The 15,967-nt window shown below is 43.4% G+C and carries 16 protein-coding genes; 5 read left to right on the forward strand and 11 right to left on the reverse strand.

The annotated features are described in order from the left end of the window. Positions 1 to 20: 20 nt before the first annotated feature. The gene (locus tag M2369_RS09015; protein ID WP_041091115.1) at positions 21 to 332 is read right to left on the reverse strand and encodes an ArsR/SmtB family transcription factor; all 312 of its coding nucleotides are present in this window, start codon (positions 330 to 332) and stop codon (positions 21 to 23) included. 125 nt (positions 333 to 457) lie between these two features. Here M2369_RS09015 and M2369_RS09020 point away from each other — a divergent pair, with 125 nt between their 5' ends. The 5 genes from M2369_RS09020 (at position 458) to M2369_RS09040 (ending at position 5,836) form a co-directional block, all read left to right on the forward strand. Beyond that, positions 458 to 832 (forward strand): hypothetical protein, encoded by a 375-nt coding sequence (locus M2369_RS09020; RefSeq protein WP_203144099.1) that lies wholly within the window; start codon positions 458 to 460, stop codon positions 830 to 832. A 138-nt stretch (positions 833 to 970) separates the two neighbouring features. After that, positions 971 to 1,837, forward strand: a complete 867-nt coding sequence (locus M2369_RS09025) for a TetR/AcrR family transcriptional regulator (RefSeq protein WP_224559208.1) — start codon at positions 971 to 973, stop codon at positions 1,835 to 1,837. A 16-nt stretch (positions 1,838 to 1,853) separates the two neighbouring features. Continuing rightward, a complete protein-coding gene (locus tag M2369_RS09030; RefSeq protein WP_007498149.1) occupies positions 1,854 to 3,287 on the forward strand; it encodes an MDR family MFS transporter in 1,434 nt (477 codons plus the stop codon). Positions 3,288 to 3,461: 174 nt separating this feature from the next. Beyond that, positions 3,462 to 4,838 carry an aspartate kinase gene (locus tag M2369_RS09035; RefSeq protein WP_146271728.1) on the forward strand — a complete coding sequence of 459 codons (1,377 nt, stop codon included), beginning with the start codon at positions 3,462 to 3,464 and terminating at the stop codon, positions 4,836 to 4,838. Positions 4,839 to 4,990: 152 nt separating this feature from the next. Next, positions 4,991 to 5,836 carry a GAF domain-containing protein gene (locus tag M2369_RS09040; protein WP_024720194.1) on the forward strand — a complete coding sequence of 282 codons (846 nt, stop codon included), beginning with the start codon at positions 4,991 to 4,993 and terminating at the stop codon, positions 5,834 to 5,836. 186 nt (positions 5,837 to 6,022) lie between these two features. On the opposite strand, the gene M2369_RS09045 is transcribed toward M2369_RS09040, so the two are convergent. The 10 genes from M2369_RS09045 to M2369_RS09090 all read right to left on the reverse strand — a co-directional run bounded on the left by M2369_RS09045 (position 6,023) and on the right by M2369_RS09090 (position 15,965). Then, positions 6,023 to 7,450: a sensor histidine kinase gene (locus M2369_RS09045; RefSeq protein ID WP_041508254.1), complete on the reverse strand. Its 1,428-nt coding sequence runs from the start codon at positions 7,448 to 7,450 to the stop codon at positions 6,023 to 6,025. Further along, positions 7,440 to 8,135 (reverse strand): response regulator transcription factor, encoded by a 696-nt coding sequence (locus tag M2369_RS09050; protein WP_024720193.1) that lies wholly within the window; start codon positions 8,133 to 8,135, stop codon positions 7,440 to 7,442. The genes M2369_RS09045 and M2369_RS09050 overlap by 11 nt, the downstream gene beginning before the upstream one ends. Before the next feature lie 370 nt (positions 8,136 to 8,505). Further along, positions 8,506 to 9,054 carry a GNAT family N-acetyltransferase gene (locus tag M2369_RS09055; RefSeq protein WP_041508253.1) on the reverse strand — a complete coding sequence of 183 codons (549 nt, stop codon included), beginning with the start codon at positions 9,052 to 9,054 and terminating at the stop codon, positions 8,506 to 8,508. 273 nt (positions 9,055 to 9,327) lie between these two features. Then, on the reverse strand, positions 9,328 to 10,662 hold the full coding sequence (locus M2369_RS09060) for an MmgE/PrpD family protein (protein ID WP_259254025.1): 1,335 nt from the start codon (positions 10,660 to 10,662) through the stop codon (positions 9,328 to 9,330). Further along, a complete protein-coding gene (locus M2369_RS09065; protein ID WP_310503975.1) occupies positions 10,653 to 11,810 on the reverse strand; it encodes an amidohydrolase in 1,158 nt (385 codons plus the stop codon). The genes M2369_RS09060 and M2369_RS09065 overlap by 10 nt, the downstream gene beginning before the upstream one ends. 33 nt (positions 11,811 to 11,843) lie before the next feature. Next, the gene (locus M2369_RS09070; protein WP_024720189.1) at positions 11,844 to 12,590 is read right to left on the reverse strand and encodes an amino acid ABC transporter ATP-binding protein; all 747 of its coding nucleotides are present in this window, start codon (positions 12,588 to 12,590) and stop codon (positions 11,844 to 11,846) included. A 12-nt stretch (positions 12,591 to 12,602) separates the two neighbouring features. Further along, entirely contained in the window at positions 12,603 to 13,277 is a 675-nt protein-coding gene (locus tag M2369_RS09075) for an amino acid ABC transporter permease (protein ID WP_249855982.1), read from the reverse strand. A 24-nt stretch (positions 13,278 to 13,301) separates the two neighbouring features. Next, entirely contained in the window at positions 13,302 to 14,096 is a 795-nt protein-coding gene (locus M2369_RS09080) for an amino acid ABC transporter substrate-binding protein (protein WP_007498164.1), read from the reverse strand. 22 nt (positions 14,097 to 14,118) lie between these two features. After that, on the reverse strand, positions 14,119 to 14,622 hold the full coding sequence (locus tag M2369_RS09085; protein ID WP_259254026.1) for a GNAT family N-acetyltransferase: 504 nt from the start codon (positions 14,620 to 14,622) through the stop codon (positions 14,119 to 14,121). A gap of 17 nt (positions 14,623 to 14,639) precedes the next feature. Continuing rightward, a complete protein-coding gene (locus M2369_RS09090; protein ID WP_259254027.1) occupies positions 14,640 to 15,965 on the reverse strand; it encodes an LLM class flavin-dependent oxidoreductase in 1,326 nt (441 codons plus the stop codon). Positions 15,966 to 15,967 lie beyond the last annotated feature (2 nt).

Below are 15,967 nucleotides of genomic sequence, written 5' to 3' on the forward strand. Positions count from 1 at the left end.
TGCTTTTCTAGACAGCTGGCTTACCACCGCTCTTTATCTACGGCTAAAATGGATGACACGAGTTCAGGAAAAGCGGTCTCAATGTCTTCTTTTCTTAAAGAATAATAGCGGTGTTTTCCGTCAATTCTCACTTTCACGATGCCTGCCTCCCTCAACACTTTGAAGTGATGTGACAGCGTGGATTTGGCAATATTCATCTCATACGTGCCGCATGTCCTCTCGCCTGCTTCAGCTAAGCAGCGGACAATTTCTAACCGGATGGGATCGGCCAATGCGTGCAGCACCGAAATCAGTCTCATGTCTTCTTGGGTTGGATGGATTGGATTATTCATACGATAAATGTACCGTATTTCGTGCCAACATACAATCTCCTTACTCGCCTCATTAAAGTAACGATACATCCTTCGGAAACGACTATGACTATATAATAGCTTTCTTGTGAAGGGGAGGATCTCATTTGACACGAAAATTATGGACTTACTTTTGTTTAATGTTACTCACCATTTGCTTATGTGGATGCCAATCCGTCCGGTATGCCGAATCTAAACCACCTAGTGCAGAAGAGGTATTAGCTCTCGATGAACAGGCAGATTTATTTCAATGGGAAGAAACGGTCTATGAAACAAACATAGATTGGACAAAATCATTAAATGTAACAAAACATCAGCAAGTAGGTGTGATTCAGAAAACAGTTGCCGAACATTTTAATCACGGCACAGCTTCCAAGTTGAAAAAAGGGACAGCGATTTACTCTGTCAAGGAGCGAGAAGACCTTTTAATCGCCGAACTTAACGGACAGATCATCATATATGCCGCACATGCGGAAGGATAAAATACCTGTCATCAGATAGGTATTTTTTTAAGTTCATTTTCTTGTCATAGGTCATTGGTTTTGTTATCATAGCAAAAGTGACCACTCGGTTTCCATTGTGACCATATGGTTTTGCCGATTCGGAAAGGACTTATGAAGATGAACGAAAAGCAAGAAGAGATTTTGCGGGTATCGAAGAAATTATTTTCTCAAAAAGGCTATATGAGTGTCTCCATGCAGTCAATTGCTGATGCCTGTAAAATATCAAAAGCGTCTATTTATAAACTGTTTGATTCAAAGGAAGCTCTTCTATTGGAACTGATTAAATACAATCAGCGCAAAATGAGAGAGATTTCTCAGATCATTCATTCCGAAACGACGCTGTCCAAAAAGGAAAAATTCACAAAAAAGATTAAGCTTGAGCTTGAAGAGTTTAAAGAGAATCATAAATTTTTGAATATGCTGTCCTTTGAAGCTTTTTCACAGCATTCGCCCATCGTCATTAAGCATTTACGTGAGACACGCTCCATTATCATGCAGCGACACAGAGACATCATTTTAAGCACATATGGTGAATCTGTTGCGCCTTATGTGTGGGATCTTGTGATTGTCCTCAACGGATTAATGAGAGAATTCATCTTGATGTTGGCGATTGAGCACAAGAACATCCAATTAGAAAATGCCGCCGAAATGATCATCGGTGTGATGGATCGTGTATCAATAAAGCCTTGCTCCATTGAGCCTGTGCTAACAGATCAGCTGATGGACTCTTATTTGCTTTCCACACAGGAAGAATATGATGAAGAAAAGCTTGTCATCTCGTACTTAACAAAGATGAAACAAGAGCTTCACACACTATCAAACGGAGAAGAAAAGGACGATCTCCTCTCTGCGTTTGAGCTGCTGAGTCAAGAACTGTCAAAGGACCAACCGAGAACCTTTTTAATCAGCTCATTGCTTGATTATTTAGGCAAACACAGCGTTTTATCTCAAAACGTGTCACAGCTGAAAAGCATTATTTTATAGATAAAGAAGGGATAATATGAACCAATCAACAACATCGTATAACCGGTCTGTGATTGTTGGGATTTTCCTCGTTGGGGCGTTCGTTGCGATCTTAAACCAAACGCTTCTCATTCCAGCGATCCCGCATATCATGGAGGAATTCAATATCGATGTCAGTAAAGGCCAATGGCTGACCACAGCCTTTATGCTGACAAACGGGATTCTCATCCCAATTACGGCCTTTTTAATTGAGAAATTTTCAAGCCGTTCCTTAGTCTTAACGGCTCTTAGCATTTTTACAGCAGGTACCATTCTTGCTTCGTTCGCCACGAATTTCCCGGTGCTTCTTGCAGCACGTATCGTGCAGGCAGCCGGTGCAGGGATTTTGATGCCGCTCATGCAAACGATCTTTTTAACCATTTTCCCAAAAGAAAAACGCGGGCAAGCCATGGGTATGGTCGGACTAGTGATTTCATTCGCACCGGCGCTTGGACCAACACTTGGCGGCTGGATTGTCGATTCCTTTAGCTGGAAGTTCTTATTCTATATTGTTCTTCCAATCGGTATTATTGATCTCATTCTTGCTTTCTTCTTAATGAAAAATGTCACACAGCAAAGAGACACTCGTATCGATGTCTTATCGGTAATCCTGTCTTCCTTCGGATTTGGCGGACTGCTGTACGGATTTTCAAGTGTCGGAACGTATGGCTGGACGAGTGCGACCGTTCTGATTTCACTCATTGTCGGCGCTGTGAGCTTGTTCTTCTTTATCCTGCGTCAGTCGAATTTGAAAAGACCCATGCTTGAGTTTGGCGTCTTTAAGTTTGCGATCTTTAGCTTAACGACCTTCCTCGGTATGCTCGTCTTTGCCTTACTAATTGGAACAGAGACGATTTTGCCGCTCTATACGCAGAATGTCAGAGGGTTATCTGCCCTTGATACAGGGCTGATCTTATTGCCAGGGGCTCTCTTTATGGGATTCCTATCACCGATTATCGGACGAATTTTTGACAAAGTAGGCGGTAAAGGGCTGGCTCTAGGCGGGTTTACGATATTAGCTGTCACTTCCCTGCCATTTATGATGCTGAGCCTTGATTCATCGATTACCCTCATTACAGTGGCCTACACGCTTCGCTTAATCGGGGTTGGGATGATCATGATGCCGCTGACAACAGCCGGTATTAACTCGTTACCACCGCATTTGATTCCGCACGGGACAGCAATGAATAATACGATGAGACAAATGGGCGGCTCTATCGGGACGGCTGTGCTTGTCTCCATTATGAGCAGCTCTGCTGCCAATGCAGCATTATCCGATCCAATGAAGTCAGCCGTTCATGGCATGAATACGTCATTTATCGTGTCTGGTGCTATTGCGGTCATTGGACTCGTCCTTTCATTCTTCTTAAAAGAAAAACGTAAGAACAAAGTGATGAAGCAGGAGCTATCTTCTTCGTCCTCTTCTTCATAAAGACAAAGAGCTCGGCATATCGCCGGCTCTTTTTTCATCTATTCACACATAACGTCCTCTCCAAAAATACATTTGTTCATTCAGAGAAGAAAAACCTTGATAATTTGAAGAAAAGAGTTGATAATAGAAACTATTCAATTTGTGAGAAAATTTTTACTATAGGAGATGTATGCATTGAAGGTCGTTAAATTTGGTGGCAGTTCTCTTGCTTCTGGCAAGCAGCTGCAAAAGGTATTTGACATTGTCACAGCAGATCCAGCTCGAAAAGCAGTCGTTGTTTCCGCACCAGGAAAACGGCATTCAACGGATACGAAGGTCACCGATCTATTAATTAGCTGCGGTGAACAATATTTACGTTTAGGTGAAGCAAACGATTTACAAGAAGCTGTCATCGAGCGATATGCCTCGATTGCGGATGAGCTGGGATTAGGTCAAGACATTATTGACACCATCCGGCAAGATGTAAACACGTTATTACAGGCTGATTCTTCTCATCCTGAGCGTTATCTTGATGCGATTAAAGCAAGCGGTGAAGATAATAACGCAAAGCTGATTGCAGCCTACTTTCAGCATCAAGGGGTCGAAGCGCACTATGTGAATCCAAAAGAAGCGGGTCTATTTGTCAGCGACGAGCCTGGTCAAGCGCAAGTCCTTCCAGAATCGTATGATCATTTGTACAAATTAAGAGAACGCTCTGGCATTATTGTGTTCCCTGGCTTTTTCGGTTTTAGTCTAGCGGGTGATATCGTCACTTTTTCCCGTAGTGGATCAGACATTACCGGTTCCATTTTGGCAAATGGACTGAAGGCAGATGTGTATGAAAACTTTACGGATGTGGATGCAGTCTACGCCGTCAATCCAACGATCGTTCATGAACCAAAGGAAATCACAGAGCTGACGTATCGTGAAATGCGTGAATTGTCCTATGCGGGTTTTTCTGTATTTCATGATGAGGCACTTATTCCAGCCTTTCGGGCAGGCATTCCTGTTCAGATTAAGAACACCAATAATCCAGCGGCCAAAGGCACGAAAATTGTAAATCAACGGGATCATACGAATGGCCCTGTTGTGGGAATCGCGTCAGACAATGGATTTTGCAGTATTTATATCTCTAAGTATTTGATGAACCGAGAAGTGGGCTTTGGACGTAAGGTGTTGCAAACGTTAGAGGAATATGGACTTACGTATGAACACGTGCCTTCTGGCATTGATGATATGACCATTATTTTAAGGCAGGATCAGCTGGAGGAGCAACAGATTGAACAAGAGCTTTTAGACCGATTAAAGCTTGTGCTTGATGCAGATGAAGTGGTTCTAGAGCGGAACCTCTCGCTTATTATGGTCGTAGGAGAAGCGATGCGTCATAATGTTGGTACAACAGCAAGAGCAGCAAAAGCGCTGTCAAAAGCCAAAGTGAATATTGAAATGATCAACCAAGGCTCTTCAGAGGTGAGCATGATGTTTGGCGTCAAAGCAGCTCAAGAAAAAGAAGCCGTTCAAGCCTTATATGAGGAATTTTTCTCTATGTCCACGGTGCCTGTCTCCATTTAATCAGCAGACTGTCAGATCTCCGGATCGGCAGTCTTTTTGATCTCACACGATTTGCGCATTAAAGTATATCTATTTCTCGTTTGATTTTGTATGATAGAGACAAATCAACTATTGTTCCGGCCATTGATCGGAGCTACAAGGAGTCCTAATCCATGCCTCGTCAACAACTATTAAAACAGTTTCGCAATTTTCATGATGCTTCTACAAGTATTTTAAACATGATGAGTCAATTCATTCATATGAATACACTGTTTATTGCTAAAAATGATCAAAACACCAATCAGATTGTGAAGGTGCTAAATCATGACGAGCAACTTCTTGAAGAAGGAGAAGAAAATCCTTACGAGAAGACATTTTGCAAGCTGGCGGTCGATCATCGCGATACGCTGTTGATCCCTGATATCCGCTTGGACGAGCGTTCAAAAAACTTAGACGTCACGAAACAGCTGCAAGGCGGCTCATTTATTGGGGTTCCCATCGATTTTACTGATGGTACGAACTATGGAACCATTTGTGGACTTGATCTAAGGCCGCAGCAATTTACAGAAGAGCATGTTCATATGTTTGAAACGATGGCATCTTTGTTGAGTTACGTCTTAGAACTCGACCAGGCCAATCGGCAGATTCAGCAATTATCTGTACCGATCGTACCTGTTGTTGACGGTGTCGCCGTGCTCCCTCTTCTTGGTGATATCGAAGAGACACGTGCGCAGCATATTTTAGAAACCATTTTACAGGAAAGCTACAGGCTGTCGCTCTCTCATTTGGTCATTGATGTTTCAGGGACAAAACGACTCAATGAACAAAGCATTCAATACTTGGTCAGCTATGCGCAAACGTTAAGACTGTTAGGCATTTCAGCTGTTTTAACAGGAATTAAGCAAGACCTTGCGCTGAGTGCGATTCAATCGAATATTTCATTTAAAGACATCACCATTCGTAAGGATTTACCGCAGGCACTTGCTCATATCGGCTTAACGTTCTCCAAAACAGAATAAGTGATGATACACCAAAAAGGGCTAAACCGAGTTTAGCCCTTTTTCTCCTTTTCAGCGTGATAGAAAACCTTTGCAGTCTAGGAAAGACGAGTACCGGCGCGGAGCGAATTTCACATTCGTGAGCACCGGCACGCAGGACTGACACCGAATGCGAGGGTTTGTCTACACGCTGAGGCTAAACAGAGTTTAGCCCTTTTCCTGTGGGAGCGGCAATCGAATGATAAATGTTGTTCCCTTATGTTTTTCACTTTTTAAATCAATCTGTCCGTCATGCAAGTCTACAAGCTGCTTGACAATCGACAGGCCAAGTCCGTATTCTCCATATGGTGTATTCGTTCTCGAAATATCCGCTTTATAAAAACGTTCCCAAATGTGTTTGACTTCTTCGGGTGCAATGCCGATTCCCGTGTCTTCTACTTCAATGATCGTTTCCCCGTTCTCTTCTTTCCCTCTCAAAGAAATACGGCCGCCTTCTGTAAATTGGATGGCGTTCTTTGTGATGTTGACGAGGATTTGAATGAGCCGGTCATAATCTGCGTATACCTTTTGTTCAGGGTGAACCTCTACCATGAGCTGATTGTTTTTCTCTTCAGCCATTCGGCTCAGCTGCTCCTTAATCACTTCAAACGTATCAATGAGTGGATAGTGAAATTTTTGAAGGGTGATTTGATTCGACCTGATTTTCTCATAATCCATATTTTCATTGACGAGACGCAGCATTCGTTTTGTCTCATCAGTGATGAGCGCATAGCATTTCTCTTTCTCTTCTGCCGGCACATCCGCAGTATTCAGCCATTCGACCAATCCTCGAATGGTCGTCAGCGGTGTTTTCAATTCGTGAGACACATCCGCAATGAATTGGCGTCTCCGTTTTTCAAGCCGGTCAATTTCCTCTCTTGATCGTTGGAGGCGTTTGGCCATCATATTAAAATCCTCACCTAGTGTGCCAATTTCATCAAGGTGTTTGTTTTCAAGATGAATGTTGTAGTCACCATGTGCAATTTTCTCAGTTGCCTCTCTCAGTTTTTTGATACGATTCACATGGAACTTCGACAGAAACAGACTGAGAATAAAGGTAATCGTCAATGCCACAAACACGATGATATATAAATACCGGTTCATTTGAGCAATCAGCTCTTCTGCTCCTTGAATAGGAGCTATGAGCACCACCCCGCCCTTCAGCTTTCCGTCTTCCATGACAGGAAGTGCCACAAGTGATGCTTCTTGATCAAGCCGGCGCGAATCACTTCGCTTGACAATGATTTCTTCTCCTTTTGCAAGCTTGGTCCACAAATCTTTTGTGAGTAACGCTTCATGCGGTGGCATCTCTTGCTGCTGAGACAGCACAGTCCCTTTTTCATCAAAGACGAAAAAACGGATTTGTCTTGTCGAAAGAATGTCTTCAAATGGACGCAAACGGAAGTTCATCTCGGCTTTCGACAGTTGTTTAAAATTCTCCAAAATTTCATTCCCATACGAACTCATTTCGTCTACCCTATTTTGATAGGCAATATCTTTTACAAAATGAGACATGAGGGTGCTGATAATAATGATGGCAATGAGCAATAACCCAAGGTGACTAATCAGCAACTGGTAAAAATATTTAATCTTCATCGAACTTATACCCTACGCCCCATACCGTATATAGAAAGGGCTTAGGTCCGTCTCCGATTTTTTGGCGCAACCGTTTAATATGAACATCAACTGTTCGTTCATCACCATAAAATTGGTATCCCCAAATTTGCTCAAGCAATTGTTCTCGTGAAAATACTTGCCGAGGATGCTGTATAAAAAAGCACAGTAGATCGTATTCCTTTGGCGTTAAATTTTCGATCCGTTTCCCCTCTAGAAACACTTCTCTCGTTTTTTTATCTAACTGAAAATGTTCGGTCTCTAGCCGTTCATCCTCTTTCGCTCCTTCTTGAGTAGATGTTGTTTGAGCAAAACGTCGTTTCACTGCTTTGATTCTTGCCATTAAGGTGAGCGGACTAAAGGGTTTTGTCACATAATCATCTGCCCCAAGATCGAAGCCCAGCACCTGATCAGATTCCGTTTCCTTTGCTGTCAGCATAATAATCGGAACATCACTGATCTGCCGTACTTTTTGACAAATGGTCAGACCATCCATTGAAGGAAGCATGACATCTAAGATGAGCAGATCCCAATCCTCCTCTTGCTTAAATCGATTCAATCCTTCTAATCCATCATGGACGAATTCCGCTTGAAATCCTTCTCGTTGAAAAAACATATCCGTCATTGTACAAACACTCTGGTTATCTTCAATCATTAATATTTTCATCATCAGCCTCCGCTGTTGCCTTTGTTTTTCTTTATGTAGCTTTATTTTACATGTTCCTTCTCAAATCTCAATTGGATTGATACGATTTCATGAACTTATCATGCTTTGGTCATCTTTTATTCATACTTTTTGATGGAGCTGACATTTTGGGGAATCACATTGTTCTTTTTTAATATAGTAGAATGGAAAAATGAAGGAATTGTAGAGGATAGTCTAAGATGAGGACAGTGTCATTTACGTTCTTTGAGAAGAAGAAGTCTCCCATGAAGTAAAAGAATGAAATGACACGCTTCCTGATCGTTATAAATGGTCTATATAAAACAGTTTGGAACTGGACATGCATATCGAGGGCGGGTGTGCCCTAACGAAGCTAATTGTGTTTTTCTATAAGGCACCCCATTTCGATGCGAATTTCCTTTTTCTTCATATCTTCATTTGAATAAGAGTTGACATTTAATCCAATCAGTTGAAAGCCATTTTTCAAATAAAACTGGATAGCTGGAAAATTGGATGATTGGGTTTCTAATACAATCATTCTAACTCCCAATTCACGAGCGCGTTTTTTTGCCATTTTAATGAAAGTGCTGCCAATACCTTTTCTTTTAAATTGTTTATCCACATATAAATCATGAATGAGTAATGTATTATTCCATTTCATGTGTTGAATGACTATAATTCCAGTTTCTTCACCATTCATCTCTGACACGTAAACCTCTGAACCCTCTTTATATGGATCGAAAATCTCCTCTTTTAGATTTTTTTTAACTGGCGCTTCAAATTCTTCTTCTGTAAGGGAGATGTTCCAACCATTGTGACTGGTTTCCATATGAATATCATAGTATTTTTCAGATGTATATTGATAATATACTTGTTTTCCTTTAGGATAATTTTTTTGATAGATACGACGAATCGTTAACATTTCATACTCCCTTCATTTCAATGATTTAAATCTTTAATCGTACTACTAAATTCGTCGATTTGCGATTTGATACCTTTAAAAATACACCTAAAAGATAAAACTCGTTTTGCCTCTGTCATAGAATAGGGTCGTTTTTAAATGTGATTGTTGTAGATCAAGATCAATTGTTCACCTGACGAAGAGAATATCTTCTTTGACGTTATAGAGTGTATTCACTCTTATAAGAATAAGGACATTTAAAAAGCTCATCTCCAAAGATGAGCTTTTTTCATATCACACGAGCAACTTCAGATAGGCAGCGTCATTTCCCTCTTCAACCGCCTGTAAAAGCTGCTTTGCCTTAGATGTGCTGGTGACGCTGCTTAACTTTTGTATGATGTCTTCTGTCGATAACGCACAGCCTGGTGCTCCCCGAGGGATATCGACTCGTTTGCTAATTGTGGTTCCGTCAGATAAGGTGAGCTTTACAATCGTAAATCGTCCTTTTGGTACTGCGTCTGGATGGGGTTCTATCGTTTGATCATATACTCTATTCACCCGCTTCATCCATGTCAGCAGCTCTGGTGAAATGGCTTTTTTCGTAAAAGCATCCAGTGATAAAGGTTGTCCAAACACCGCTAGTGCGATGACATACTCGACACTAAATCGTCCCTCTTCTCCCGTCAAAGGTGTCCGCTCCGTGAGTGCGGCATCTCCGCCAGGCGGAAACATGACGTCGACCTGTTCGATCTTCCCCTGTAAGGAAGAGTGTTCTTGTACTAATGACTCGATCGCATCAGCTGCATGATGCGCCGCTGAACAGAACGGATACACTTTAAACCATAGACCTGGCGACACGATACGCCACGCAGTGCCATAGTCTTCTAGCAAACATCTTTCCGCTAGTTTCTGATCCCCATAGAGAGAAAAGAAGCCCAGCTCTCCATCCAGAAGCGATTCACTCCCGCCAAAACCTGAGCAAGCTAAATCTATGGACCATACGGCTGTTTTAGCGGCGAGGCCAGCTTGTAATGGTTTCATATCAGTCCCAAACTGCTTTCGCATTCCAGCTGATTGCGCACCTGCAAAGCCGATCGCTTTCGCCAGCTCTTTCTGTGAAACTTGTTTCAAATAACCAATCGCACAGACTGCTGCAATGGCTCCGAGAGTTCCGGTATTATGCCAGCCCCGCTCATAGTGCGACTTGCCGATGGATTCACCTAGCCTTGCCATTACTTCGACGCCAGTAATGTAGGCTGCTAGAAATCGATCACTGTACGCCTCCCCGTTGGTCAGCTGGGAAAGCAAGGCCGGGATGATGACCGCACTTGGGTGTCCTCTCACATCAGAATGCACATCATCATAATCAAGGGCGTGAATCAGGTAGCCATTTAGCATGGCTGCGGATTGACGGCTGACCTTCTTCCCTTGTCCAATGACAGGAATTTGAGCCGCGCCGCCTTCTTGTTCCACCAGCGCCATGAGCTTCTGAATCCCTTCATCCTCTTTTGCAGCAAGCGCTGCTGCCGCAGCGTCTAACAGACCGTTTCGAGCCATTTGAACGGCCTGTTGATCTTGCAGCGGATGAGCAGAGAGCACTGCCTCTGCGAGCTGTTTCGTTAGTTCCATGTTCTTGACTCCAACGCCCGAACCGCAAGCTCGGAGAAGAAAGCAGCAGCGACTGGGATTGCCTCTTCATTTAACGTAAAGGCAGGATGATGCCACTCCTCGGTACCGCTCGTCCCCATCCATACGAAAAAGCCTGGAATGCGCTCTTGGTAAAGAGCAAAGTCTTCTCCGCCTGGTGACTGCTCTGCCTCTACTACTGCGAGATCAAGCGCTCCTGCCGTTTCTTCAACAACCTTTGTCAAACGCTCATCATTCATCACAGAAGGCAAATACGGATGCCATTTCACTTCTGCCTTTGCTCCAAACCCTTCTGCGATACCGCTCACGATTTGTTTCATGAGATCTGGAATCATCGCTCTCACTTCAGGTTCAAACGTCCGAACGGTCCCTTCCATCTCGACGCGATCAGGTATCACATTCCATGATGTGCCACCTTGAATACGTGTGATGCTGACAACCGCATGATGCAAAGAACTAATGCGGCGGCTGACAATTTGCTGTAGGGCGCTTGTGATCTGACCGCTGATGGCAATCGGATCAATTGTGTGATTTGGAATTCCAGCATGACCACCCGTTCCTTGAATGTCAATTTCAAACCGGTCGACGCTCGCCATTAATGCTTTTTCTCTTATCCCGATGGTGCCAACTGGCAGGTTAGGTTTATTGTGCATACCAAATATCGCATCCACTCCATTTAAGACGCCTGCCTCTATGACGTGTTTCGCTCCTTGCGCCACTTCCTCAGCCGGCTGGAACAAAATGCGGACTGTTCCCTTGAGCTCATGTTTCCGTTCGTTTAATAGGACGGCCGCACCAAAAATCGAAGCGGTATGGAAATCATGGCCGCATGCATGCATTTTTCCCTGTATCTTTGAAGAAAATGGTTCACCAGATGCTTCTTCGATCGGAAGTGCGTCAATATCGGCTCTCAGAGCAATCGTTGGTCCCTCTTGTTCTCCTTTGATTTCACAAACGACCCCTGTTTGAAGATCTGGGAAATCGAGCACTGTGATCCCTTCCTCTTGTAACCAGCCTCGTAGTTTTTTTGTCGTTTCATACTCTTCAAATGCTAGCTCTGGATGCTCATGAAGCGCTCGGCGCATGTTAATTAAACGTTTGTTTAAAGCTTCATTTCCTAATGATTTCACTGATACTCACCCCTCTAAAGAGTAAAAAGCAGCTTATGCTTCTTCAGCCGCTGCTTCTTTTTGGATAAATCGTTTTGTTCGTTCATTCTGCGTTTCGTCAAATAGTTCGGTTGGCGTTCCCTGCTCAATGATATGACCATCTGCCATAAAAATGACATGATCTGCTACTTCTCTTGCAAACGCCATTTCATGTGTCACGATGATCATCGTTGTTTCTTGAATGGCAATGGATTTAATCACTTGAAGCACACCTGAGACAAGTTCTGGATCGAGTGCTGATGTTGGTTCATCTAGCAAAATCGCATGTGGATCGACCGCTAACGCACGGGCAATGCCAATCCGCTGCTGCTGACCGCCGGATAGTGTAACCGGATAGCTGTCAGCTTTTTGTTCTAGCCCTACTTGTTTCAATAATTTCATACCGATTTCATTTGCCTGCTGTTTTGTCATTTTTTTCGTCACAAGCAGTGACTCTGTAATGTTTTGCAAGGCTGTTTTGTTTTTGAATAAATTATAGTTTTGAAACACCATGGCCGTTTGCTGACGCAGGTGATGGGCTTCTTTACGTGTATATTTAGACGCATTCAGCTTCGCATCGCCAATTTCAATCGTACCTTCATCTGGCGTTTCTAATAGATTTAGACAGCGTAGCAATGTTGATTTACCGGAGCCAGAAGGTCCGATAATGGCCACAACCTGCCCTTTTTGCACGTCAAGATTAATTCCGTCTAAGACGACAAGGTCGCCGAATGATTTTTTCAAATTGGTGAGCTTGATCATGTCCACACCTCCTTAATTCCGGTAAGGTTTGCTGAGTTTTCGTTCAAATAGGTCTTGCAGGAAACTATAAATGATGGTGAGCACCCAATACACAATGCCAACCGCTAAATACGTTTCAAAGTACTTATAGTTGGCCGATGCAATCATTTTCCCTTGCGCAAACATTTCTGCCACCCCAATGGTAAAGGCAAGCGATGTTTCTTTTAAAAGTCCAATAAAGGTATTCCCCGTCGCTGGAATGGCATTTCTGACGGCCTGCGGGAAAATAATTCTGACGTAAGACTGCCATCTTGTCATGCCGACAGATAAACAGGCCTCAAGCTGCCCTTCATCCACTGAATTAAGAGCCGCTCTAAAAATTTCTGCTAAGTACGCTGAGTTTTTAATACTTAAACCGATAATGACCGCTGTTAAGGCATCCATTGAGGTCATCGCAGGGAATAGCTGCGGAAGACCAAAATAAATGAGAAAGAGCTGAACCAAAGTTGGAACCGCTCTGAAAAAAGAAATATACAGCTTGGCAAATTGGTATAAGACAGGTATCCGGTTTTTCGTTATAAGCGCGAATACCACACCAATGATAATGGCAAATACCATGGAGACAATCGCCATGAAGATCGTTATCGGCAAGTATTGAATCAAGGTTGGAAAAACCGTCACCATATACTGCCAATCAATGTGATTCATGTCTGCTTTTCACCGCCGCTGTTGTTATTTTTTAATTGGAACTGTGACATCATCTTTGAAATATTTCTCAGACAATTTCTTCAGTGTTCCGTCTTCTCTTAATTCTTTGATCGCTTGATTGAATTCTTCTCTTAGCTTGTCGTGCTTTTCATCTTTGGCAAATGGGTAGCCGACTTCTTCATATACGATTGGGTTGCCGACGATTTTGAGTGGAAGTCCTGTTTTTTCAATTTGAGCTAACAAGACACTGCGTCCGTTGACGTAAGCATCTACACGGCCATTTGCGACTTCATTTAATACACCGTCTTGTGTTTCATATGTTTTGATGTTGATTTTCTTGTCTGGGTCTTTGCTCTCTAGGTTTTTGGCATGGTTTGAGCCAAGAACAGCCGCCACCGTTTTTCCTTTTAAGTCGTCAAGTCCTTTAATGTCCTTGTTGTCCTTCTTGACAATGATTTGTGTTCCTGCGTATGCATACGTATCTGTAAAGTTGAACGTTTGTTTACGCTCATCTGTAATCGCAACTTGGTTTGATACGGTATCCAGCTTACCAGATGTCAGCTGGCCCATCAGCCCGCTGAATTCACTCAGCTGCCAGTCTAGTTTGTAGCCTAGCTTTTTCGCAATGGCTTCTGTGACCTCGACATCAAATCCTACTAGTTTGCCGTTTTCTTTATAGGCAAATGGATAGCTTTGGCCTGTAGCGCCCACTTTAAGCACTTTTTCGTCTTTGCCTTCACTCTGATTACCCCCGCCGCATGCTGCTAACACCGCAAGCATTGCCGCAAATAAAACAACTAGCCACTTTTTGTTTTTCATGTTCGTACACCCTTCTTTCCTCTTATGGTTGTGTAATATCTGATCTTAATTGTTTTTTAAAATAAATGGTGATATGGCCTTTGCCTAGATTCTTTTCACCTGCTCTGACATAGCCTTTACGCTCATACATGTCCATGAGCCACGGATGCTTATCAGCTGTCCCAAGAGAGACAAACGGTACCTTTAGTGTGTCCCTTAGCACTTCCGTTTCAACCCACTCAAGCAAGGCTGAGCCTGTGCCTTTTTTTGCCGCTGGTTCTGAAGCAAACCACCATATATGCGGAACGCCGAATGGTCCTGGCTGTTCTCCCCAAGGCATACGGAGTGATAAAGTGGAGAGAAGCTCTCCGTTTTCTTCCATTACATAGCAAAGGTTCTTTTGTACATTTTTCTGAACGAGGGCGATATCTGCATGTGCTGCTTGGAACTGAATGCCGAGCTCACGAATCGGTTCATAGGCTCTTGTTGTCAGTTCAAGCAGCGCTTCTATATCATCCTCAGTTGCCAGACGAAACGTATATCCCAACGTTAGTCACCTCACCTTTATGTCGTGTAGCGATTTTTTGGCTGTTTTAATCCGAGATTTTCTCGTAAAGTTTGTCCTGTGTATTCTGTTTTGAACAGGCCTCTTTCCTGAAGGATCGGAACGACGCAGTCTACGAAGGCATCAAGTCCTTCTGGCAATAATGGCGGCATCACGTTAAAACCGTCGGCTGCTTCCTCAACGAGCCATGTCTCCATCACATCTGCTAGCTGCTCTGGTGTTCCAATGAAGATATGGTGCCCACGGGACCCTGCAACAGATTGGTAGAGCTGGCGAATGGTCAGGTTGTCCTTTCTCGCCATATTCATCACAAGGTCAAAGCGGCTTTTCACGGCATTTGACGCGCTTGGATCAATCTCTGGAAGCGGTCCGTCTAGTGGATACTGCGAAAGATCAATACCCCCTAAGTAGTTTTGTAAAATGCTAAGGCCGATCTCTGGAACAATCAGCTCTTGTAATTCTTGATACTTCGCTTTTGCTTCTTCGACAGTATCGGCAATGATTGGGAAGATGCCCGGCATGATGCTGACATCCTCTTTAGCTCGCCCAGCAGCCTCTACTTTTCCCTTCAAGCTTTGGTAAAATTCCTTCGCTTTGTCGAGATCGTTTTGTGCCGTAAAAATGAGCTCAGCCGTTTTAGCCGCAAGCTTTTGACCATCTTCAGAAGATCCTGCTTGAATGATCACTGGCTGTCCTTGCGGGGTGCGTGATACGTTAAGCGGTCCCCGTACAGAGAAGAATTCACCTTTGTGCTGTAGCTCATGAAGCTTACTAGACTCAAAGAATTCTCCTGTTTCTTGGTTTCTGATAAGTGCGTCCTCTTCCCAAGAATCCCACAGACCTTTGACGACATCGACGAATTCTTCAGCTCGTTCGTATCGTTTGTGGTGCGCTAAATGCTCTTCTCCGCTAAAATTTTTCGCTGTTTCTTCAATAGAAGATGTGACCACATTCCATGCTGCTCGTCCGCCTGATAAATGATCAAGTGAGGCAAACTGTCTCGCAATATGGAATGGCTCACTGTATGTAGTTGATGCTGTTGCTGCTAAACCAATTGTTGAGGTAGACTCTGCAATCGAAGAAAGCAGGGTGAGCGGTTCAAATCTCGTTAATACATTTGGATGAGATGTATGATTAATTGATAAGCTGTCGGCTAAAAAGAGCAAATCCAGCTTCCCTTCCTCGGCCTTTTTCGCTAATTGTTTAAAGTAATCAAGATTCATGGCTGCGTCTGGTACTGCTTTCGGATGTCTCCAAGAGGCGACATGATGTCCAGTTCCCGCGATGAATACGCCTAGCTTGAGCTTCCGTTTCGGCTGTGACACTT

This window comes from Bacillus sp. JUb11 (assembly GCF_024807925.1).
GTDB lineage: Bacteria > Bacillota > Bacilli > Bacillales > Bacillaceae > Bacillus > Bacillus altitudinis.

Excerpts from the sequence above, each read along its gene's own strand:
- M2369_RS09030 (WP_007498149.1), top strand. The coding sequence starts at position 1,854 with ATGAACCAATCAACAACATCGTATAACCGGTCTGTGATTGTTGGGATT.
- M2369_RS09075 (WP_249855982.1), bottom strand. The coding sequence starts at position 13,277 with ATGAATCACATTGATTGGCAGTATATGGTGACGGTTTTTCCAACCTTG.
- M2369_RS09045 (WP_041508254.1), bottom strand. The coding sequence starts at position 7,450 with ATGAAGATTAAATATTTTTACCAGTTGCTGATTAGTCACCTTGGGTTA.
- M2369_RS09025 (WP_224559208.1), top strand. The coding sequence starts at position 971 with ATGAACGAAAAGCAAGAAGAGATTTTGCGGGTATCGAAGAAATTATTT.
- M2369_RS09050 (WP_024720193.1), bottom strand. The coding sequence starts at position 8,135 with ATGAAAATATTAATGATTGAAGATAACCAGAGTGTTTGTACAATGACG.
- M2369_RS09055 (WP_041508253.1), bottom strand. The coding sequence starts at position 9,054 with ATGTTAACGATTCGTCGTATCTATCAAAAAAATTATCCTAAAGGAAAA.
- M2369_RS09080 (WP_007498164.1), bottom strand. The coding sequence starts at position 14,096 with ATGAAAAACAAAAAGTGGCTAGTTGTTTTATTTGCGGCAATGCTTGCG.
- M2369_RS09060 (WP_259254025.1), bottom strand. The coding sequence starts at position 10,662 with ATGGAACTAACGAAACAGCTCGCAGAGGCAGTGCTCTCTGCTCATCCG.
- M2369_RS09015 (WP_041091115.1), bottom strand. The coding sequence starts at position 332 with ATGAATAATCCAATCCATCCAACCCAAGAAGACATGAGACTGATTTCG.
- M2369_RS09040 (WP_024720194.1), top strand. The coding sequence starts at position 4,991 with ATGCCTCGTCAACAACTATTAAAACAGTTTCGCAATTTTCATGATGCT.
- M2369_RS09070 (WP_024720189.1), bottom strand. The coding sequence starts at position 12,590 with ATGATCAAGCTCACCAATTTGAAAAAATCATTCGGCGACCTTGTCGTC.